Raw genomic sequence first — 21,763 nt, forward strand, 5'->3', positions numbered from 1 at the left:
TCCTTAAATTCTTTAAAGCTGTCGCGTGCCAAGTTGATCAAGTTGGCAGATATGGCAGAAGCCCTGCTCATTAATGTAATTATCATTCAGCCACGCAGCACACTTTTGTGCAGCTTCAAGACTCTTACACACGGTAAATAATGTTGGCCCAGCACCTGAAATACTGACAATTTCAGCGCCAAGCTCTGGTAAAGCACTTTTCGCTTCGACAAAGCCTTGAATAAGCGGTGCACGATACGGTTCGGCTATTTCATCAGACATAATTGATAGTGCAGCATCAAAACGGCCAGTGAGCAATAAGCTACTAAACGCAGAAAGCCGCTGTGCAAATTCAACACTGTCGTGCATTGATAATTGCGTTGGCAAGACCGAACGCGCTTTTGCGGTATTCAGTGAAAAACCAGGGAAAGCCGCTACGTAATACCATTGATTATCAACAGGTAACGAAATTGACTTGTTCGGAATGAGTTCACCCGTTAATTGCAAACCACCTAAATAACACGGCGTGATGTTATCGTAATGACGGCCGCCACTAACAATGGCTTCAAAGTCAGCCATCAACTCGATAAGTTGCTCTTGGGATAAATTCGTTTCGGCGAACTTATCGAGGGCCGCGAACGCAGCCACTACAGAACAAGCACTTGAACCTAAACCAGAGCCAATCGGTAGATTCTTTTTAAGCTCAAGCTTTACTGCTGACATAGTCGGCGCAACGTGCTCTTTAAAGTGAATTAAACATTGATAAGCTAAGTTTTCTTCAGCATTTGCAGGCAATTTACTGGCATAGTCGCCAGAGCATACAAAAGTATCTTGCTCTGCGGCACTAACCTCTACAACATCACCTAATAAGGTGCCATCGATAGGTGCCAGTGCGGCACCTAGTGCATCAAAGCCGACAGCAAAATTCCCGATTGAAGCGGGTGCATATACACGGATCATGACCAGCTCCTAACGTGTTAACGTTTTTAAGATATCAGCAAATACGCCTGCAGCCGTTACTTCAGCACCTGCGCCATAACCACGAATCACAAACGGACGTGGTTGATAATATTGACTTAAGATTGCCAATGCATTTTCACCGTCACGGATATCGTAAAGAGCATGGCTACTATCTACGGCTTCAATGCCTACTTTACATTGACCGTTTTCAATAGTGCCCACATAACGAAGTACTTTACCTTCACTTGCAGCACTTTGAATGCGGTCGTTAAACTGCGCATCAAGTGATGGTAGTTTTGCCATGAAATCGGCTACAGAATCATCTTCTGCAAACCCTAAAGGTAAAACTGATTCAACTTCAATATCGCTTAGTTCTAACTCAAGACCCGACTCACGAGCAATGATCAGTAGTTTTCGAGCAACATCAGTACCTGATAAATCATCACGCGGATCTGGTTCTGTAAATCCACTTTCTTTTGCTTTTAATGTTGCTTCGCTAAGAGATAAACCATCTTGTAGCGCACCAAACATATACGATAATGAACCCGACAAGATACCGCTGAATTTAATGAGTTCATCACCGGCACCAAATAGTGATTTCAGGTTATCAAGTACAGGTAAGCCTGCACCTACGTTTGTTTCGTATAAAAACTTACGGTTATTCTGTTGTGTTGCTGCTACTAAATCTTGGTAGTAAGCATACGAGCTAGTATTGGCTTTTTTATTCGCCGCAACCACATGAAAACCGGCATTCAAGAAATCTACATATTGTCCAGCAAGCTTATCGGCCGAACTACAGTCAACTATCACAGGGTTGATTAAATGGTTTTGTTTTACAAATTGCTCAACCAGATTTAAATCAAATGCTTGTTCTGACTCGGCTAGTTTGTCTTGCCAGCCATCAAAAGCGATGCCTTCACTATCTAGATAAAGCTGTCTTGAGTTAGCAACACCGTACAAGTTCAGCTTGATGTTACGTTTTTCAAGCCATGCTTGTTGGCGTTGTAACTGCTGAATAAGCTCTTGACCAACCAAACCACAACCAAGTAAAAAAACATCAATTGAAGGAATGTGGGTAAAGAAATTCTCATGGCAAACTTTTACAGCGTCGTTGCAAAACTCACCGTCGATGACCGCTGAAATTGCACTTTCAGTGGAATCTTGTGCAATTGCAACAATGTTAACCTGCGCTTGTGCTAACGAAGCAAAGAACTTAGCCGCTAACCCTTTGTGAGCACGCATGTTATCGCCTACTAAAGTGACAATAGCAAGGTTACGCTGCACTTGAACTGGTTCGATTAGGCCAGCTTGTGATTCTAATTCGAAAGCAGTCTGAAGTGCTTCAAGGGCAAGCGATAGGTCGCTTTCATGAACACAAAAACTGATGCTAAATTCACATGAAGATTGAGTGATTAAAACAATTGAAACATTGTCATGAGCAAGTGCATTAAATACTTTTGATGCCATGCCCACTTTACCTTTCATACCTGGGCCTGAAACAGTTAACATAGCAAGGTTTTGTAGACTTGATAGCGCTTTAACAGGCTCGTTAGATACACTGTCGTTACTGATCACTGAGCCTTCAGCACGTGGATTATGTGTATTTTTGATCTCACACGGCACACCCGCTTTGGCACAAGGTAAAATCGTTTTCGGGTGCAATACCTTCGCCCCAAAATAAGAAAGCTCCATCGCTTCTTTATATGATAGTGAATCAACCTTAGACGCTTTTTTGATATAACGCGGATCAGCATTAAAAACGCCATCAACATCAGTCCAGATCTGACATACATCGGCTTCTAAACATGCTGCAGCAATTGCCGCTGAGTAGTCTGAGCCATTTCGACCAAGTGTTGTTAGCTCACCTTGTTCGTTAGCAGCAGTAAAGCCCGGCATGATATAAATAGTGCTCGGTGCAGCTTTTAGTGCTTCTTGAAAACGCAACTTACTTGCAGCCAATTCAGCTTCAGCATCAATGTAGCCGCCCACAGAGGCAATACAATCAGTCGCTTCTAGATAGCGAGCATTGCTTTGTTTAAGCATGCACTCCATCAAAGCAACACTTACGCGCTCACCAAAGCTAATAGTATAGGCACGTACTTGGTCTGGGCAGCACTTTAAAAGTGCAACACCATCAAGTTTATTCTTCAGTTCATTCAAGTTAGGCCAACTTGCTACCTGACCAAAATCAGCTTCAACAGCAGCTTTTAGTTGTTCACAGCGCGCAACCAATGCTTGCCATAGCTCACTAAAGTCCTGCCCATGTTCTGCAGTACTTGCTAACGCGACTAATGAATCAGTCATACCACCTGGAGCTGATAGCACTAACAGCATTTCATCGCGTAATTCTTCTTTGACTAACTGAGCTACCTGTTGCAAACATGCGTAGTCGGCCAAGGACGACCCACCAAATTTTAATACTCGCATTATTTATGTTTCCTCATTCCATAAACGAAAAAGGCCTGTGTTCTAGTGAACACAGGCCTATAAATTTGTTACACCGACCTATGCCACTATCCAGTAAGGATGATGGTTGTAATAATAATGGTCGTTGCGTGATTAAATGTTTTCATAGACTCTAGACTGCCTTAAATGTAGTCAGGCTGTCAACCCTTAAAGAAAAGATAAATTATGCGTTTGTGTTATTTAAAAGATTAATGAATACCAAATTTATGCAAAGTTGCTTTTAGACGAACAAGATCTATTGGTTTATCAATGAAATCAATGGCGCCCAACTTTACTACTCTTTGCTTCATTTCAGTCTGAATATCAGCCGAAATAACTATTACAAAGCATTCTATTTTCTCTGCTTTAATAGATTCAAGCACAGCGACTCCATCCAGTTCAGGCATGGTTAAATCTAAACAGAGTAGATCAAAATTATGTTCGCGCAGTAACGCAAGTGCTTCACGCCCATTGGTTGCTTGTTGAATATCTGCATTCAAGCAATCCCCTAAACAGCGCACTACCTGCTTGCGGGCAATATTTGAGTCATCACAGACCAGTACTGAAAAATTAGGATTATTCATGAAATAAAAATCTTTGCTGTAGCAAATACAACATTAAAAAAGGCTAATGTTAAAAAAGTTAAAGGTGAAATAAATTTATAACACAATTTTTAAAGCGCAGTAAGGCTAAGCTTTTTCAAAAAATACTAACAATTTATAAATGTTCCAGTAAAAAAGGATATATTTATTTCTTTTTAACCATTTATTAGCTAACTTTAGAACTAGCTGAATGTATTACAATTGTCACCAAGGAGCTATGGATATTCCATGCTACAAAAAAGCCTGTCAAAAGAATTATTAACAAATGTGCTCTCTGTCTACTTTTTACTAACCTTCGTGGTGACGTGTGGACAGGTTATTGCTGAGTACGTTAATACAAAAGATTACATTCGCGACGAGTTAACTACTTTACAAAAAACATTTAGCCGTAGTTTAACCCGTGCAATTTGGGAACTGAACGATAAACAAACCATCACGACGGCTGAGGGCCTACTGGCAATCCCTATGATCGAAGGCATTATTGTGCGTGATGATAGTGGTGAGGTACTCTCACAATTAGGGCGTTCGTTAGATATTCATGAGCTTTACAGTCAACAGTTAGTTCAAGAAGAAGCAATTATCGAAGATACGCCGTCGGGTTTATTTGGTTATACATTCCCACTTATTTTTGAATTCTCGGGTAAAACAACCCAAGTAGGCGACGTAACCCTATTCTCAAGCCGTGAAGTGGTATTTAGCCGCATCATGATTTCTATCTATTTTTTAATCGGAAATGCGATGATCAAAACCACCTTTTTGATCATTCTTTTCTTACTCGCATTTAGAAAGCGCTTAACCGAGCCATTGGCACAGTTCACAGAACAAATTGAAGATCTAGAACTAAACGACTTAGAAGGTCGCCATATCGAGATCAAAACCGTTGAGCATAACGAATTAAAAGTAATGGAAGAATCTTTCAACCGCTTAATTGATAAAGTGGTACTTTACCGTGAAGAGCTCGAACATACCCAAAAAGAACTTTTGATAAGTAATGAAAAGCTCGACCAACATAACTTGCAGTTAGAACAAGAAGTCGCACGCAAAACATCAAACCTAAGCCAAGCTATGATGGACTTGCAGCAACAAAAATACGAGCTTGAAAAACAAAAGCTAACACTTACTGAAGAAATCGATTTACGTAAGCAAACTGAACAAGAGCTAATAACTAAGCAAACTGAGTTACAACGCTACCTTGATGAACTTAATATGGCACAAGAGCGCTTAGTAGGCTCAGAAAAAATGGCTGCATTAGGCGGCTTAGTTGCAGGTATTACTCATGATGTTAATACACCTATTGGGATTGGTGTTACTGCAACTTCCTTTTTACAAGAGCGCTTAGACCAAATTGAAGCAGCTTACAAAGATAAGACTCTGTCGCCAAAAGCACTGGAAGAATTTATTAATGATGCTAAACAAAGCACCAGCTTACTCACCAGTAACTTAGACCGTGCTTCTGAGCTGGTTGCAAGCTTCAAGCAAATTGCAGTAGACCAAGCCAGTGAAGCGGTACGAACAATTAATTTTAAAGAGTATTTAGGTGAAGTGATCCGCTCTTTACATCCAAAACTCAAAAAAACATCGCATCACATTAATTTAGATTGCCCTGATGATTTAACGCTTAACCTACCTGCGGGTGCTATCAGCCAAATTTTCACAAACTTGATTATGAACTCACTCATTCATGGTTTTGAAGGTATTGAAAGTGGTGTTATTGATATTGTTATCAAAGAAGAAGATGACGAAGTTGTCATCGACTTTAAAGACAATGGTAATGGCGTATCAAAAGAGCAATTAGAAAAGCTCTTCGACCCATTCTTTACTACTAAACGCGACCAAGGCGGCAGTGGTTTGGGCACACATATTACCTTTAACCTCGTTAAACAAACCCTAAGTGGCGATATTGAGGTATCAAGCGAAGTCGGTAAAGGCTTGCACTACCATATTAGTTTTCCGAAAAACATGCCAAAACCTCTTTCAATGTTTAACTCATAAGCAAATAGAGCTGATGCCGAAATGATTCATTTCGGCATCAGTTTTTTATTGCTATGATTGGGCAAATTTATTGAAAGGATTAGCCTAATTATGTGGTTTAGTAACCTTATCTGTTACCGTTTTAAACAAGACGTTTCATACTCTCAAGAAGACTTCGACAAAGCCCTAGAGCAAGACCTGTTTCGTTCATGTACCGGCCAAGAGCTTTCAACTTTTGGTTGGACAAAAGCGTTTGGTAAGCATGGGCAAACCCTGTCTCACTTCTCTCAAGACAGCATTTTAGTATGCGCAAAGCGTGAAGAAAAAGTGCTGCCAGCTGCCGTTATCAATGAAATGGTTGCAGAAAAAGTTGAGCAAATAGAAGCGGAAGAAAACCGCCCAGTTAAGAAAAAAGAAAAAGACGAACTAAAAGAAAATATTCTACACACGTTACTACCTCAAGCATTCAAAAAATCGAGCCTACAGTTTGCGTTTATCGACCAAAAGAATGGCTGGGTTGTTGTTAACAGCGCAAGCTTTAATAAAGCAGAAGAGCTTTTAGCCCTACTTCGTAAATCACTTGGCACACTTCCTGTCGTACCTGCATTTGCTAATTATGATTTAGATGTATTTTTAACTGATTGGTTAACTAATTTCAGTACGCCTGAAGGCTTTTCAATCGGTAACGATGCAGAACTTGAAGAAGCAGATGACAGTGGCGCTCAGGTTAAATTAAAAGGCCATGATTTATCATGTGACGAAGTTAAGTCTCATTTAGAAAATGGTAAGCGTGTAACTAAGCTTGCTCTTGATTGGCAAGAGCGCGTCAAATTCATGCTGCAAAACGATGGCTCGATTAAACGTTTAAGCTACTCAGAAACACTAAAAGAAGAAAACGCTGACATTCCAAAAGAAGATATGGCAGTAAAACTTGATGCTGACTTTATCTTAGCGTCAGAAGAAATTAAGCAAATGCTAGAAGAGCTGACTCAAGGCTTAGGCGACAAGGAAGATTTATAAAATTAACTCTTAGGTTAATTAACACTAAAAGCGCGACTAACTAAGTCGCGCTTTTTGTTTAAATTAGTCAGTAAAAATCGCTTTTACTTCGTTAAGCATATCGTGATATTCATCTTCACTGAACATATCAAGTGATTCAATCACGCCTTTATCCATGTAGGTTTGTAATGCTGCAGACTTATCAGAAACCTGTAAAATCCCTTCTAAAATTGCGCCAATACGAATGAAATCAACATAGCAGATATGTTCTGGACGATAGTTTGGATTTGCCCAACTTTCAGCAACTTCTACAAACTCATCAGTAAAGCCCCAAGCACGCATAATTGCACCACCTACTTTACCACCTAATTTTTGGATAGCATGTGCAAGGAAGCTTGGGTTTGCGAACACCTCTGGGTGCTTTTCGGCTTCAGTTAAAATTGGCAGTACACCAATGTTATAAACTAATGCCGCTAAGGTGATTGTGTCGCGATTAAGCGAGGTTTGCTTGTTTCTGCGTAAAAAGAAGTCCATTAAGGTAATTGAGTGGCACGCTACTTTAAGCGTTTTTTGCCATGCCTTGTCCATATAGCCTTTGATCAGCTCATTGTGCGATACAAACAGCTGTTCCATTGCCATTGCGGTAGCAATGTTTTTGATTTGACGAAGACCAATTCGTGTTACCGCTTGGTGTAGATTTGTGACTTTAACTGAGCGCCCCATAAATGCACTATTCGCAACTTTGATCATTCGTGCTGATAATGCTGGATCATGAGAAATGACATCTGCCATATCCATCAAGTTTACCTCGGGGTTATCCGCGGCTTGCCTAACCTTTACTGCAACTTCCGGTAAGGTAGGTAACACTAAAGTGTCGTTATTTATTCTGTCGACCAATATGGTCAGTAATGCATTTTCTGTTGACATATGTGTGCCATCCTCTTGGATTAGCCCGCCCAAACAAAGACAGACTAATGACTGACATTATTAGATTAGTTATAGTTTTAGTATTGTCTAACTTAGCGCTAAAGTTAAGAAATTCACAGAAATTATCTATTTTTATATTTTTTAACTTCCTAACTCATAAATAAATATTGCTTCTAGCGTAGTAAACTTGCCATATATATGTCAGGTTTGCTTTAATGCATAGACTTTTCGTTTTCTAAGCAATGACTCTCACTTTTTAACGGGCAAAAAAATGACATTAAATAAAATTAGCCAAGCACTTATCTTATCAGGTGCTGTTTTTCTTGGTGCATGTTCTGACGAGCAAGCTAGCACTTCTCAAACTAAGCCTGCTGCAGAGCAAACAAAACAAAGTACTGAACAAAACAACCCACAACTAATCAATGCAGAGAAAAGCCGTTTAGACATATACACAGACTTCACGCTTACTTCTGACCTAAGCCATTTAAGCGACAACCAAAAGCAAATGGTTGGCAAATTAATTGATGCATCAAAAATTATGGATGAGCTATTCTGGCGTCAAGCATTTGGTGATAACAAAGACGCTTTCCTTGCAAAAATTAATGATGAAAAAGTTCAGAAGTTTGCAGATATCAACTATGGCCCTTGGGATCGCTTAAACGGCGACCAAGTTTTCTTATCGGGCTATGAAGAAAAACCACTAGGTGCTGAATTTTATCCAAGCGATATCACTAAAGAAGAGTTAAACAACGCAACGGTTGATGACAAAACAGGTCTTTATTCGGTGATAAAACGTGACGAAAAAGGCCAGCTTTACAGTGTGGCTTACTCAGTTGAGTACGCACAAGAACTTGAAAAAGCAGCTAACTTGTTACGTGAAGCAAGTACGCTTGCTGATGACAAAGAATTCGCTAACTATCTTAGCATGCGCGCAGAAGCACTAGTAAGTGATGACTTCCAACCTTCTGATTTTGCATGGATGGATATGAAGAATAATCCAATTGACGTGGTTATTGGTCCTATCGAAACTTATGAAGATCAACTATTCGGTTACCGTGCAGCGTATGAATCTTATGTACTTATTAAAGATTTAGCATGGAGCGAGCGCTTAGCTAAATTTGCCGCTTTCTTACCTGAGCTACAAAAAGGTTTACCTGTAGACGAAAAATACAAACAAGAAGTCCCTGGCTCTGATGCTGACCTAAATGCTTATGATGTTGTGTATTACGCAGGCCACTCAAATGCAGGTAGTAAAACAATTGCTATCAACCTGCCAAATGATGAACAAGTACAGCTAGAAAAAGGCACACGTCGTTTACAGCTTAAAAACGCAATGCGCGCTAAATTCGATAAAATCTTAGTGCCAATTTCAGAGCAGTTAATTGTTCCTGAACAACGTAAACACATTACCTTTGATGCTTTCTTCGCAAACACTATGTTCCACGAAGTAGCGCACGGTTTAGGTATTAAAAACACGATCACTGGTAAAGGAACTGTTCGCCAATCACTCCAAGAGCATGCAAGTGCCCTTGAAGAAGGTAAAGCGGATATCTTAGGTCTTTACATGGTTGAGCAATTGCTTAAGAAAGGTGAGATCACAGAGGGCACATTAGAAGATTACTACATCACCTTTATGGCCGGTATCTTCCGCTCAGTGCGTTTTGGTGCATCAAGCGCACACGGTAAAGCGAACATGATCCGCTTTAACTTCTTCGCTGAAGAAGGCGCCTTCTCTAAAAATGCTGACGGCTTATACAGCGTTAACATGGAGAAAATGAGTCAAGCAATGGAGAAACTATCTAACCTAATCCTTACTATTCAAGGTGACGGTGATTACCAAAAAGTTGATCAGCTAATCGCAACTCATGGCGATATCAAAGCTGAACTAGCTAAAGACTTAGAAAAACTAAGCCAAGCTAACATCCCTGTTGATGTTACTTTCAAACAAGGTAAAGAAGTATTAGGCCTTTAAGGTTAATGCTTCTTTAATATTAAAAACGCTGCAATTGCAGCGTTTTTTATTGCCTGACCCCTAGTAAAACACGACTAGTGTGCGATGAAGTTCAAACCATATTTGGAGTTTAGCTCTACAATATCCCCGTTGATCAGCATCTTTTGAAACTCAGTATTAAAAGCTTCAATAAATTCATCGAGTTCGCGTTGCTTACTAAAGCCGTAGTAGCCCTGATTAACCGTCACCGGCGGCGATAACATTATGACTTTATCATCGATACCTAAGCTTTCGATCACAGGCATTGCTGCGCGAGGATGGGTAAGTATTAAATCAACTCGGTTATGCATCAACTGTAAAAAACTAGCCCGCACATTACCCACTTCAGATAGCGATAAATTTGCCTCGTTACGTTTAAATTCAGGACCATAGTTCCAACCTCGAATGGTACCAATAATATCTTTTCGTAAACTGGCAAAGTTTCCAACCCAAGTCACATCATTGTTCTTTTTGGTATATAAAACAATCGGGTCTTCGTAAAAAGGTAAGTCACTAAATTGCATATACTGCTGACGTATAATAGATTTGTAAGGACCTATAATGGCATCAGCTTGACCTTGCTCTACCATTTTTAAAGCGCGTTTTAGTGGCATGATATCGATAACCAACTCGTGCCCTAAACGCCTGCAAATTTCGTGGGCAATATCGGCACCTAAGCCAACCACTGTGCCCTGCTGCTCTTGTTCTAAAATCGCAGGAAAATGACTACCAACAAAGTAATAGCTTTTTGCTAAACACGAAAAAGAGCTCAGAATAAGCAACATGGCAAACACTGTGTGTTTCATTTATTCTGTACCCCTTTACGCATCACTCATTTAGCTTAGTCCAATCTTACTAGAACAAATAGTTTAAAAATGCGCTTTTAATGCGGAAATTTGTTCATCAGTGTAAGGCACTGCGGGTAATTTTCCCCAAACTGGTGTTGGCCAAGCCGCATCGGCTGTAAAACGTGCAATATGATGAACATGTAATTGCGGCACCATGTTACCCAATGCCGCCACATTTAGTTTGTCTGGGTTGAATACCTGTTGTAATAGTTTACTGAGTTTGCCCGATTCTTGTAATAAGGTAATTTGTAGTTCTTCAGAAAGATCAATAATTTCTTTAACACCAGCGACTCTTGGCACTAAAATAAACCAAGGGTATTGGCTATCATTCATCAGCAATACTTTACACAGTGGCCAATCAGCAAGTTCGATGCAGTCGCGTTGTAATTCTGGGGCCAAAGAAAACGGCGTGTCAGTATTTTTCATCAATAAATCCTTTGATATTGGGTAAACATACCCTACTTTATAGCATTTTGTTGCAGTTGACTAAGCTTACCATTACCATCGTTGCAGTTTTTATTCGAGCGAAGGTACTCCTGTGCTAAAAAAAATTAAATCTCTCTCACTTGCTTTGCCAGTCGTGGCAACAGCATTCAGTGTGACCGCTGACCCCCTCACTCTTGAACGTATTTTTGACGATCCAAGCTTAGCAGGCAAAGCCCCTGTACAACTTAAATTTTCTCCAGACGGCAGTCGTGTAACTTACCTGCAAGGTAAAACGGATGATTACAACCGCTACGACTTATGGGAGTACAATTTAAAAGATAACAAAAACCGCCTATTAGTTGATTCTGCAGCACTATTTTCTGGCCCTGAAAACTTATCTGACGAAGAAAAAGCACGCCGTGAGCGCCAGCGTATTTTCGGCAAAGGGATCTTAGAATATAAGTGGTCAAAAGACGGTAAAGCGCTTTTATTCCCGCTTAATGGCGACCTTTACTATTATGAGCTTAATTCAGCTAAAAGCCGTAAATTAACCGACACAGAAGCATTTGAAACCGATGCGCGTTTCTCACCAAAAGGGCACTATGTGTCATTTATTCGTGAGCAAAACCTGTACGCTCTTAACTTAAAGACGGGTCAAGAAATCCAATTAAGTAAAGATGGCGGCGGCGTAATTAAAAATGGTATGGCCGAGTTTGTTGCGCAAGAAGAAATGGGCCGTATGACTGGCTACTGGTGGTCAGGTGATGAATCTAAAATCGCTTATACCCGTGTTGATGAGAGCCCAGTAAAAGAAGCTATTCGTAATGAAATTTACGCTGATGAAGTAAAGCTTTTCAACCAACGCTACCCGTTTACTGGTACCGACAACGTTAAAATCCAGTTAGGTGTTGTGAGCATCAACAATCAAAAAACCGACTGGGTTGATTTAGGCGACGAGCAAGATATTTATATTGCCAGAGCTAAATGGTTAAAAGATAACAAAACGCTTTCTTACCAGTGGCAAGACCGCTCGCAACATAACTTAGAATTACGTTTTTATAATAGCGAAACTAAAAAGCAAACAGTTGCCCTAAAAGAAACCAGCGATACTTGGATTAACCTGCACTTTGATTTGCAGTTCTTAAACGATAAAAAACATTTTGTTTGGGCATCTGAGCGCGACGGTTTTAAACACCTTTATTTATATCGCACAAACGGTGAAATGATCCGTCAAATCACCCAAGGTGAATGGGTAGTTGATAGCTTAAAAGGTATCGACGAGAAAAAAGGCATCGTTTATTTTGCGGGTCGTAAAGACACAGCTCTCGAGAGCCACCTTTACAGCGTACCGCTATTCAAAAAAGGCGAAATTAAACGTGTAACTGAGCTTGGTGCTTACCACAATGTAGTAATTGCTAAAGATAACAAAACCTTTATCGATAACAGCTCATCAGTGAATAAGCCTGGCTCTGCGGCATTACGTAAAATTAATGGCGAATTTATCACTTGGCTTGAAGAAAACAAGTTAGATAAATCACACCCATTAACGCCTTACCTAGCTGATTTAATCACTCCAGAGTACGGCACGTTAACGGCTGAAGACGGGCAAATCATGCATTATCGTTTATTCAAGCCAACTAATTACCAAGATGGTAAAAAGCACCCGGTTATTGTTAACGTTTACGGCGGTCCTCATGCCCAACGTGTAACGAACAGCTGGCGTAGTAAAAACTTGTACTTCCAGTACATGGCACAACAAGGCTATGTTATTTTCCAACTTGATAACCGTGGTTCATACAACCGTGGTAAAAAGTTTGAAGACGTAATTTATAAACATTTAGGTGTTGCAGAAGTAGCAGATCAAATCAAAGGCGTTGAGTTTTTACGTACCCTTGATTACGTTGATCCTGAGCGTATTGGCATTTATGGCCACAGCTACGGTGGTTACATGGCGCTTATGACCATGTTTAAAGCGGGCGATTACTTCAAAGCGGGTGTTTCTGGAGCGCCAGTAACTGATTGGGCACTCTACGACACTCACTACACAGAGCGTTATGTAGGTCACCCTGCAACGAATGCTAAAGGTTACGAAGCAAGTGCTGTTTTCCCTTATGCTGAAGGTTTAAAAGGCCCGCTGATGATTTATCACGGGATGGCTGATGATAACGTGTTATTCACTCATGCCACTAAGTTATTCAAACAACTGCAAGATCAAGAAAAGCAGTTCGAAATGATGACTTACCCAGGCTCAAAACACAGTTTACGTGGCAAAAGCGTACAAACGCACTTACACCAAACTATCACAAGTTTCTTTAACCGACACTTTAACGTTGAGTAATCACTTTTAATTTCGGTAACTTAGACTAAAGGCTGATTGTTAAATCAGCCTTTTTTTTGTCTCAATGTATTCTACTATTTAACTAGATTTTCGACCTATTTTGGCTACGCTTAATACATTGCTCTTAAGAGCATGACGAAGGAATACACATGAATTACTTACGCCGTTTTACGATCTTTCAGCGCCTCGCCATGTTAGTGAGTGTGGTAGTGATAGGTTTAATATTTTTGAGTGTCTCAAGTTTGATGCAGCAGTTTAGCTCGCTAAAACAAGAGCAATACATAAAAACCAAAAACCTTGTTGAGTCTGCTCACTCTATTATCGAGCATAACTATGCTTTATTCGAGCAAGGTAAGCTGAGTGAACAACAAGCCAAACAAGCAGCCCTCGAAACAATTTCTGCACTTCGTTACGACGATAACAATTACTTTTGGATTAATGATTATCAACCCGTTATGGTCATGCACCCATTTAAGCCCGAATTAAATGGTAAATCACTAGCCGGCAGTAAAGATCCAGACGGCGTGCCGTTATTTGTCAACATGGTTAATATTGTCAAAAAACAAGGTGAAGGTTTTATTCCTTATAAATGGCCAAAGCCAGGTAAAGACGAGCCAGTTGATAAAATTGCCTACGTAAAAGGCTTTGATAAATGGCAATGGATTGTAGGCTCTGGTGTCTACATCGATACCATTGAAGAGGCATTCTCTTCGCTACGTAATCATGTGATTATTACCGCGCTAGTGATCATTGCCCTACTAGTTGCGCTAAGCTACCTAATTGCCAATAGCATTCTTCGACCGACACAACTTGCTGCCGACATGATGAAAGACATCTCACAAGGTGAAGGCGACTTAACCCAAGAGCTTGATGAAAATGGCAATGATGAAGTATCTCGTTTATCGCGCTACTTTAATTTGTACACCGCAAAAATGCGTGAGTCACTGAAACATGTTGCCCACAATGCAGATCAAGTAAATCAGTTTGCCCATAGCGTTGATGATGCCAGTAAAACAAATCACTCTTTTATTGAGCTACAAAACGACAGCTCGACTCAAGTAGCAACCGCAATGGAACAAATGACTCATCAAATTCACGATGTCAGTCAAAATGCCGATCAAGCTGAGCATGCCGCTAATGAAGCCGCGCAAAATGCAGAAGCGGGTAAGCAGGTTCTTAACAAGACCATTACCGCCATTGAGACCCTGTCGCATAATATTGAACAAGTTAGTAAGGTAACAGCCGACCTCGCTGCAGAGAGTAACAACATAGGCTCAGTACTTGATGTTATCCGCAGCATTGCAGAGCAGACCAACTTACTGGCACTCAACGCTGCTATTGAAGCGGCTCGTGCTGGCGAGCAAGGTCGAGGCTTTGCTGTTGTAGCTGACGAAGTACGTACATTAGCAAGTCGCACAGGTAAAAGTACTGACGAAATTCAAGCCATGATCAGTAAACTACAAACCGGCGCACAAGCTGCTGTTGATGCTGTATCGGCAAGCCAACAATTATCAAGCGAAACCGTTTCACAGGCAGGTGAAGCAAATAGTTCACTGAGTGAGATTGAGCGACTTGTCACTATTATCAAAGATATGAACAGCCAAATCGCCCGCGCTACCGAGCAACAAACCAGCGCCGCAGATGAGGTTAATTTACGGATTAATGAGCTTTCGCAATCAACTGAGCAATCACTGTCGAATACCGAAGGGCTTTCAAACGCCAGTGAAAACTTAAAGCAAAGCTCACAAGCATTAAGTGATGTCGTTAACCGTTTCAAGCTCGACTAACACCACAAAAAAAGCCCCGCACAGCTGTGCGGGGCTTTTCAAACTTATAGCTTTTAGCTTATAAACAATAACGAGCGAATAAGCTGCTTACTGTTGCTGCGGTAGGCTTACCATGTTGCCAATCACCGCCTTCTACACCACTGCCTGCGATGTCCATATGAACATACGGTAATGGCTTTTCAGATTCAGTGCCATGTTTATCTAAACCACCAACAATTGCTAAAAATGCCATTGGGAATTGGTGACCACGAGCTGTCACTGCAGAAGCTGCATTGTTACTTGATAATACATCGTCAGCTAACGTTCGAGGGCGAATGAAGTCATAATCTTCACGGCGGCTGCGTGATACTTCTGCACCATCAGCCCATAAATCGCCTAGGTCAGCAATTTGACGAGAAATTTTAGCTGCACGAGCAGGACCATTTTCAACATACGCACTGTAAGGACCCATCGCACGTGCTGCGTGACCGGTTAGAGTTGCAACAGTGAATAGCTCAGGGTTCACTTCGTTTAGGGCGCGATCTTTCATTTCGCTTAGTAAGTCGCCCATTGCTAAACGACCTTCAGCATCTGTGTTACCGATACGAACACGAACACCTTCACGGCTGGTAATGATTTCATCCGGTACGAAACAATCAGAACCAATTGAGTTACGAACTACGGCTAAGTAAGCAATTACTTTTACGCCTTTAGGAGCAAAGTCAGCTACTGATTTCATAAAACCTGCAACCGAAGCTGCACCGCCTTTATCGCGGCTCATACCTGCCATAAAGCCACCCACTTTAAGGTCTGCACCACCGGTATCGTAAACTAAACCTTTACCAACAAACATTAAGGTGCGCTCAACGTCGCCTTCAGGAACATACTCTAGCTTTACAACTCGTGGGTGATGACGCTCAACAGCGTAAGATGCGCGTGCTACGGTGCTCATCATTGGGTAATCTTTATCGATGGTGTTGATATCTGAAATCACTTCTACAGACACCTTACTACCTGCAAATAACTCAACGCAATAATCTGCAAAACGAGGTGGTGCCATACGCTCAGGTTCTGTACCACATAAGTCACGTGCAGCGTATTGACCTGCTGCAATGGCATTAAGGGCTTTGCTCATCGCGTCATCTGCGCCCACTAGGCTAATTTGGCTGATTGGTTCAATCGCCTGACCGTGGAACTCACGTGCTTCAAGAGGTTGCCACAGCGCTTGGCAAGCACCTAAATACGCCACTTCAAGGGCATGCTTGTAACGGCTGTCTTGATTTACATTTGCAAGTAAAATAGCAGGCTGAGTGCTACCCGATGCTTTCGCTTCTAGTACACCTTGCTTTGCCGCGTCAAAGTAACGACGTACATCATCATAATCACGGTTTAGAGGACCTGTAGGCGCTAAAATAACACGTTTTGAGTCAACTACAAGTAATGTTACTTGTTTGCCAATACGCGCGTCTACAGCTTGTTGAGTGTTAATAGCTTGGCTTAAGCTTGCGTCCGCTAAAGAAGAAAAATCATCACCGATAATAATCAATGCATCGTGATCTGCATCCGCTAATTGAGGGGCTGCAACTGCATGAGGGTATGCCATAAAAAAGGTCCTGCTGTTAGAAACATAGGACCTTATTATCATTGATTTAGAGCGCTATTGCCAGCCGAGTAAGATAGCTAACTATAAGGCTGGCAAGCTAAGTTTACTGCTCTGTAACCTGTGTTGAATCTTTACGATGTTTAACAATCACAGACCAAGCTTCAAGCATAACCAGAACACTCACTACCAGCACTAACAAATCAAGTGTCACCAGTAACCAGTTACCTTGTTGGTAGTATTCACCAAGTTTGATAACACCAGCAAAGAACGCCATAACTAATACGAAGCTCATTGGGATCAAGGTGTATTTAGCCGGACGATTCGCTTTAATTAGCATTACCGAGATAACCAGTAAGGTTAAGCTTGCAAGGATTTGGTTAGTCGAACCGAATAACGGCCAAATGATCATACCGCCGCTACCGTCAGCACCACCAGCACCAAAGGCAAGTAATAAACAGCTAAGTACTGCAACTAGCGTAGCTACAATACCGTTACGAATGATACTGATATTATAAATATCGCCCCACTCTTGGATGATATAACGCTGCAGACGCACGCCAGAGTCCATCGTAGTGCCCGCAAATAACACAACCATTACAGCAAGTAAGGTTGATGCCACTTCTTGTGAGATACCCCAACCATTTTCAATTAAGTTAGCGCCACCATTAATGAAGGCGCTCACACTACCGGCACCTAAGTGACTGTATATTTCGTGCCATTCTTCTGGTGATACCGCAAGTGCAACACCACTTACTGCAACCAATGTAATAAGCGCAAGCATACCTTCGCCTACTGCACCTAAGTAACCAACAAAGCGACCATCAGTTTCTTTATTAAGCTGCTTAGAGCTAGTACCTGATGACACAATACCGTGGAAACCAGATACCGCACCACAGGCTATGGTCACGAATAGCAATGGAATAATACTTGGTGTATCTACCGCCGTTTGGGTATTAAACGCAGGCGCTGTGATATCAGGCATTGAAATAAATACCGCACCATAAAGCAGCACTAATCCCACTAATAACTGCATACCGTTGATGAAGTCACGTGGCTGTAACAGCATCCATACCGGCAATAATGAAGCAATAGCCGCATAAATAAATAAGATAATGATCCAGTTCGCATTAGCACTTAAGCCGAACATTTCATCAGGTAACGCAATCGGCATGCTACTACCAAGGTAAATGGTGTAATAAAGAATCGCTACACCGATTAAACAAAGCGGAATTAACGACACTTTACGGCGTAGCAACTGGCCAATTACTAAGGCCACAACAATCGCTGACCAAGCAGGGAATACCGCGTTAGGCTGTGATACAAATGATTTGGCTATTACCACACCGAATACCGCATTCACCATCAGCAGCACTAAAAACACCACAATCATAAATAACGCACGGGTGCGTTTACCGATTACGCTTTCAGATAAAGCGCCCATTGATTTGCCTTTGTTACGCGCACTGGCCCATAGAGCCCCCATGTCGTGAACACCAGCAAAAAAGATAGTACCAAATACCACCCAAAGTACCGCAGGCACCCAGCCCCAATATACGGCAATCGCAGGGCCAACAATTGGCGCAGCACCTGCAACAGAGGTGAAATGGTGGCCCCATAACACAACTTTGTTGGTTGGCACATAATCCACACCATCCTCAAGTTCATGAGCTGGTGTGATAAAATTATCATCCATTTTAAATATTTTTTCGGCGATGAATTTCGAATAAAAGAACCATCCGAACAACATACCGACTATTCCGAGCAGCACGATTACGACCGATTGCATAGTCATCTCTCTTTTTAAGTTATAATGTTGTCTAAGGTGTTGAACTAGATAGGCCTAGCACCCCAACTAGACACTAACAAACTTTCAAGCACCAAGGTGTTAACCTTTAGTCTAATATACTCAGCTGAAAATGCTCATGCGCTTGGCTCTTTATTCCGACACCTATCCCTAGCAGGCGCACTGGCTGGTTATTACCTCGCTCATAGGCTTTGCTCATTAACTCAGAAAAAATGCGTTCGTCTAATTGGTGGTGGCTTTGATCGGCACTGGTAACAACAAAGTTGGCAAATTTTACTTTTACCGATAACTTATTGATGCAGTTGCTTAATTGCTGTTTATCAAGGCGACGAGTTAATTCGTCCATCAAACGAGGTAACTGGCTTAAACACTCGTCTAAATTATTTTTATTGTATTCATAGGTATGCTCAACACTGAGTGACTTACGTACTCGCTCAGTCGAGACTTTGCCAACGTATTCACCTGCACACTTTTGATATAATGACACGCCAAAGTTACCAATGTGTTGCTGCATCCAGTTAACCCCTTTCGCGCGCACATCAGCCCCTGTGTAAAGCCCTTTAAGTTGCAGCTTTTCTAATGTCACCTTGCCAACGCCGGGAATTTTGCCAAGCGGTAAACTCGCCAAAAAGTCATCAACTTGATCAGGCAATACGACAAACTGACCATTAGGCTTGTTTTCATCACTGGCAATTTTGGCAATAAATTTAATCGGTGCAACGCCTGCTGATGCGGTTAACCCCGTCGTATCATAGATTTCTTGGCGAATTTGCTGTGCCATCAGCGTAGCACTGCCCCTACAAGCAGTACTGTCGGTTACATCTAGATAGGCTTCATCTAAAGATAAAGGCTCAATAAGGTCAGTATACTTTGCAAAAATAGCTCGAATTTGCGTTGAGATTTCTTTATAGACCTGCATTCGTCCAGGCACGATAACCAAATCAGGACATAATTGCTTGGCATGATAGTTAGACATCGCCGAGCGAACACCATATTTACGGGCAATATAGTTGGCTGTTGAAAGCACTCCGCGACGACTATTACCGCCTATAGCCAGTGGCACATTGGCAAGCGCGGGGTTATCACGCATCTCTACAGCTGCATAAAAGCAGTCCATATCGATATGAATGAATTTTTTCATCAGGAATATAACAACTGTTTATATATACAGTTATTATATTTAAACTTCCTGAGAGTGCAAGCTAAGAGGTTTGGCTTGTTTGTTGGTTTGGCTTTTTACGGCTGATAAGCCGTGAACCAAATAACCAAAACGCGGCTTCTAATAACAAGCCCACGACAATTAAAGCGATAAATCCTGACATTGTGCCCATGCTATAACAGAGCAAAGCTAGAGCAAGTAAGATGAAAAGTGCGATCCACTTTATCACCCTCAAGGTTAGTTGCTGCATAATTAAGGTCCTTTAATGTGTGTTCATTTTGCTCACACTTTACGTAAGCGTGAACTTATAAATCTAGCACAATCTACTGACTTTTCTAATTTCCTTGAGCTAAAAGCAGCATATTGCTAACCTAAGTTTTCTCACAATCAACTAAGATTTACTATGCAATCGTTTATAGAACAACATCCTATCAGAACAAAAATTAATGTTGCATGGGGTGAAATGGATGCCCTGCAACACGTCAATAATGTGGTGTATTTTCGCTACTTTGAAACAGCCCGTATCGATTTTTTTACTCAACTAGGCTTTCTTAAAGATTTACAAGTAACAGGTGTCGGCCCGGTGATCAGCGAAAACAATGCTCGCTATAAACGTCCGGTGACATTTCCTGATACAGTGCATGTTGGTGTTAAGATTAGTGATATTGAACAAGATCGTTTTATGATGCATTACACTGTATTTAGTGAGAGCCAAGACACAGTAACAACAATTGGCTCATCACAAGTGGTTATGTTTAATTTTAAAACGGGTAAAAAAGCCCAGTTAAATGATGAGTTATTAACTGCACTTAAAGCCCATTCTAGCGATTAACAAGGATCTATTATGCTATATAGCCCACTTGGTCGAAGTGGTATTGATGTATCTCGTGTCTGCTTAGGTAGCATGACATGGGGTATGCAAAACAACCAAGCCGATGCCGATGAACAAATCGCCTATGCATTAGATAAAGGCGTTAACTTTATTGATACCGCAGAAATGTATGCCGTACCACCTTCTCCAGACACCTACGGTAAAACAGAAGAGATCATCGGTAATTGGTTAGCGCGTAATAAAGACAAACGTGATGACCTTGTCATTGCAACTAAAATTGCAGGTAACGGCTTACCTTGGGTACGCGATGCAGGCGACATTACCCGTCAGGCGGTGGTTGAAGCCGTCGATGCTTCACTTAAACGTCTCCAAACTGATGTTATAGACTTATACCAATTACATTGGCCAAACCGTACATCACCACACTTTGCTAAACAATGGCCTGGCATCGTTCGTTTTTCAGAGGCAAACACTGAGCAAAATATCGCTGGCATGTTAGATATTCTCGAAGGTCTGAATGACTGTGTAAAGGCAGGTAAGATTAAACATTGTGGTTTATCGGACGATACTCCTTGGGGCATTAGTCAATACCTGCGTTTAAGTGAGCAACACAATCTACCGCGTATGGTATCGATTCAAAACGAATTTAGTTTATTGCACGCTAAAGATTGGCCATATTTAATAGAACAATGTATTCACGAAGATATCGCTTATCTGCCTTGGTCACCCCTTGGTGGCGGCATGCTAAGTGGTAAATACTTAAATGGCGCACGTCCTGAAGGAAGCCGTTGGACACTAGTGCAACGTAATGGCCTATTCAGAGACACACCACAATCACAAGCTGCGATTGCTGAATATGTTGAAATTGCTAACGCCTTTAATTTAACACCTTCACAACTCGCACTTGCTTGGTGTAATCAAGTAGATGGCGTTAGCTCAACAATCATAGGCGCAACATCTATGGCGCAGTTAAAAGAAAATATCGATGCTTTTTCAATTGACTTAACAGATGAAGCCCTTGAAAAAGTGGCACAGGTATTCAAAAACTATCCAATGCCTTTCTAAGTAAAAAGCCCTGCAGTTAATTATGCAGGGCTTTAACCACACAATGAGC

At 41.4% G+C, this 21,763-nt stretch carries 17 protein-coding genes; 7 read left to right on the forward strand and 10 right to left on the reverse strand.

Annotation, left to right across the window (positions count from 1 at the left end; genetic code table 11):
* Positions 1–12 precede the first annotated feature (12 nt).
* From thrB to HCZ11_RS07880, 3 genes are all read right to left on the reverse strand, one after another.
* Complete coding sequence (thrB, locus tag HCZ11_RS07870; protein WP_167658144.1) at positions 13–939, reverse strand: homoserine kinase; 927 nt, start codon at positions 937–939, stop codon at positions 13–15.
* A gap of 9 nt (positions 940–948) precedes the next feature.
* Positions 949–3,366 (reverse strand): bifunctional aspartate kinase/homoserine dehydrogenase I, encoded by a 2,418-nt coding sequence (gene thrA, locus HCZ11_RS07875; RefSeq protein ID WP_167658145.1) that lies wholly within the window; start codon positions 3,364–3,366, stop codon positions 949–951.
* Between the two features lie 227 nt (positions 3,367–3,593).
* Positions 3,594–3,968: a response regulator gene (locus tag HCZ11_RS07880; RefSeq protein ID WP_130049562.1), complete on the reverse strand. Its 375-nt coding sequence runs from the start codon at positions 3,966–3,968 to the stop codon at positions 3,594–3,596.
* A 246-nt stretch (positions 3,969–4,214) separates the two neighbouring features.
* Between HCZ11_RS07880 and HCZ11_RS07885 the strand changes: the two genes are divergently transcribed.
* Together HCZ11_RS07885 and rdgC are read left to right on the forward strand one after the other, a co-directional pair.
* On the forward strand, positions 4,215–5,978 hold the full coding sequence (locus HCZ11_RS07885) for a sensor histidine kinase (protein ID WP_130049563.1): 1,764 nt from the start codon (positions 4,215–4,217) through the stop codon (positions 5,976–5,978).
* Between the two features lie 90 nt (positions 5,979–6,068).
* Positions 6,069–6,977, forward strand: coding sequence for a recombination-associated protein RdgC (gene rdgC / locus HCZ11_RS07890; protein ID WP_130049564.1), 909 nt, complete (start codon positions 6,069–6,071; stop codon positions 6,975–6,977).
* Positions 6,978–7,040: 63 nt separating this feature from the next.
* On the opposite strand, the gene HCZ11_RS07895 is transcribed toward rdgC, so the two are convergent.
* Positions 7,041–7,883 carry an HDOD domain-containing protein gene (locus HCZ11_RS07895; RefSeq protein ID WP_058586211.1) on the reverse strand — a complete coding sequence of 281 codons (843 nt, stop codon included), beginning with the start codon at positions 7,881–7,883 and terminating at the stop codon, positions 7,041–7,043.
* A 271-nt stretch (positions 7,884–8,154) separates the two neighbouring features.
* Between HCZ11_RS07895 and HCZ11_RS07900 the strand changes: the two genes are divergently transcribed.
* A complete protein-coding gene (locus tag HCZ11_RS07900; protein ID WP_130049565.1) occupies positions 8,155–9,855 on the forward strand; it encodes a Zn-dependent hydrolase in 1,701 nt (566 codons plus the stop codon).
* Positions 9,856–9,929: 74 nt separating this feature from the next.
* On the opposite strand, the gene HCZ11_RS07905 is transcribed toward HCZ11_RS07900, so the two are convergent.
* Together HCZ11_RS07905 and HCZ11_RS07910 are read right to left on the reverse strand one after the other, a co-directional pair.
* Positions 9,930–10,679, reverse strand: a complete 750-nt coding sequence (locus HCZ11_RS07905) for an ABC transporter substrate-binding protein (protein WP_167658146.1) — start codon at positions 10,677–10,679, stop codon at positions 9,930–9,932.
* A gap of 63 nt (positions 10,680–10,742) precedes the next feature.
* A complete protein-coding gene (locus HCZ11_RS07910; RefSeq protein WP_167658147.1) occupies positions 10,743–11,147 on the reverse strand; it encodes an HIT domain-containing protein in 405 nt (134 codons plus the stop codon).
* A gap of 112 nt (positions 11,148–11,259) precedes the next feature.
* Here HCZ11_RS07910 and HCZ11_RS07915 point away from each other — a divergent pair, with 112 nt between their 5' ends.
* Together HCZ11_RS07915 and HCZ11_RS07920 are read left to right on the forward strand one after the other, a co-directional pair.
* A complete protein-coding gene (locus HCZ11_RS07915; protein ID WP_130049568.1) occupies positions 11,260–13,485 on the forward strand; it encodes a S9 family peptidase in 2,226 nt (741 codons plus the stop codon).
* Positions 13,486–13,634: 149 nt separating this feature from the next.
* A complete protein-coding gene (locus tag HCZ11_RS07920; RefSeq protein WP_167658148.1) occupies positions 13,635–15,272 on the forward strand; it encodes a methyl-accepting chemotaxis protein in 1,638 nt (545 codons plus the stop codon).
* Positions 15,273–15,330: 58 nt separating this feature from the next.
* On the opposite strand, the gene HCZ11_RS07925 is transcribed toward HCZ11_RS07920, so the two are convergent.
* The 4 genes from HCZ11_RS07925 to HCZ11_RS07940 all read right to left on the reverse strand — a co-directional run bounded on the left by HCZ11_RS07925 (position 15,331) and on the right by HCZ11_RS07940 (position 20,067).
* Complete coding sequence (locus HCZ11_RS07925; protein ID WP_167658149.1) at positions 15,331–16,854, reverse strand: leucyl aminopeptidase family protein; 1,524 nt, start codon at positions 16,852–16,854, stop codon at positions 15,331–15,333.
* A gap of 103 nt (positions 16,855–16,957) precedes the next feature.
* Entirely contained in the window at positions 16,958–18,640 is a 1,683-nt protein-coding gene (locus tag HCZ11_RS07930) for a carbon starvation protein A (protein WP_130049571.1), read from the reverse strand.
* Positions 18,641–18,746: 106 nt separating this feature from the next.
* The gene (dinB, locus tag HCZ11_RS07935; RefSeq protein ID WP_167658150.1) at positions 18,747–19,799 is read right to left on the reverse strand and encodes a DNA polymerase IV; all 1,053 of its coding nucleotides are present in this window, start codon (positions 19,797–19,799) and stop codon (positions 18,747–18,749) included.
* A 61-nt stretch (positions 19,800–19,860) separates the two neighbouring features.
* The gene (locus HCZ11_RS07940; RefSeq protein ID WP_054562678.1) at positions 19,861–20,067 is read right to left on the reverse strand and encodes a hypothetical protein; all 207 of its coding nucleotides are present in this window, start codon (positions 20,065–20,067) and stop codon (positions 19,861–19,863) included.
* Between the two features lie 153 nt (positions 20,068–20,220).
* On the opposite strand from HCZ11_RS07940, the gene HCZ11_RS07945 reads away from it, so the two are divergent.
* Both HCZ11_RS07945 and HCZ11_RS07950 read left to right on the forward strand, forming a co-directional pair.
* Positions 20,221–20,649, forward strand: coding sequence for a thioesterase family protein (locus HCZ11_RS07945; RefSeq protein ID WP_130049573.1), 429 nt, complete (start codon positions 20,221–20,223; stop codon positions 20,647–20,649).
* Between the two features lie 12 nt (positions 20,650–20,661).
* Entirely contained in the window at positions 20,662–21,714 is a 1,053-nt protein-coding gene (locus HCZ11_RS07950; RefSeq protein ID WP_167658151.1) for an aldo/keto reductase, read from the forward strand.
* Positions 21,715–21,763: the final 49 nt, after the last annotated feature.

The organism is Pseudoalteromonas sp. HF66 (assembly GCF_011806445.1).
GTDB classification, from domain to species: Bacteria; Pseudomonadota; Gammaproteobacteria; order Enterobacterales; family Alteromonadaceae; genus Pseudoalteromonas; species Pseudoalteromonas apostichopi.

Bases quoted from the DNA above. Each gene is read 5' to 3' on its own strand.
- dinB (WP_167658150.1), bottom strand. From the start codon at position 19,799: ATGAAAAAATTCATTCATATCGATATGGACTGCTTTTATGCAGCTGTA.
- thrB (WP_167658144.1), bottom strand. From the start codon at position 939: ATGATCCGTGTATATGCACCCGCTTCAATCGGGAATTTTGCTGTCGGC.
- HCZ11_RS07900 (WP_130049565.1), top strand. From the start codon at position 8,155: ATGACATTAAATAAAATTAGCCAAGCACTTATCTTATCAGGTGCTGTT.
- HCZ11_RS07880 (WP_130049562.1), bottom strand. From the start codon at position 3,968: ATGAATAATCCTAATTTTTCAGTACTGGTCTGTGATGACTCAAATATT.
- HCZ11_RS07950 (WP_167658151.1), top strand. From the start codon at position 20,662: ATGCTATATAGCCCACTTGGTCGAAGTGGTATTGATGTATCTCGTGTC.
- HCZ11_RS07925 (WP_167658149.1), bottom strand. From the start codon at position 16,854: ATGGCATACCCTCATGCAGTTGCAGCCCCTCAATTAGCGGATGCAGAT.
- HCZ11_RS07910 (WP_167658147.1), bottom strand. From the start codon at position 11,147: ATGAAAAATACTGACACGCCGTTTTCTTTGGCCCCAGAATTACAACGC.
- thrA (WP_167658145.1), bottom strand. From the start codon at position 3,366: ATGCGAGTATTAAAATTTGGTGGGTCGTCCTTGGCCGACTACGCATGT.
- HCZ11_RS07945 (WP_130049573.1), top strand. From the start codon at position 20,221: ATGCAATCGTTTATAGAACAACATCCTATCAGAACAAAAATTAATGTT.
- HCZ11_RS07920 (WP_167658148.1), top strand. From the start codon at position 13,635: ATGAATTACTTACGCCGTTTTACGATCTTTCAGCGCCTCGCCATGTTA.
- HCZ11_RS07940 (WP_054562678.1), bottom strand. From the start codon at position 20,067: ATGCAGCAACTAACCTTGAGGGTGATAAAGTGGATCGCACTTTTCATC.
- HCZ11_RS07885 (WP_130049563.1), top strand. From the start codon at position 4,215: ATGCTACAAAAAAGCCTGTCAAAAGAATTATTAACAAATGTGCTCTCT.
- HCZ11_RS07905 (WP_167658146.1), bottom strand. From the start codon at position 10,679: ATGAAACACACAGTGTTTGCCATGTTGCTTATTCTGAGCTCTTTTTCG.
- HCZ11_RS07930 (WP_130049571.1), bottom strand. From the start codon at position 18,640: ATGCAATCGGTCGTAATCGTGCTGCTCGGAATAGTCGGTATGTTGTTC.
- HCZ11_RS07895 (WP_058586211.1), bottom strand. From the start codon at position 7,883: ATGTCAACAGAAAATGCATTACTGACCATATTGGTCGACAGAATAAAT.
- rdgC (WP_130049564.1), top strand. From the start codon at position 6,069: ATGTGGTTTAGTAACCTTATCTGTTACCGTTTTAAACAAGACGTTTCA.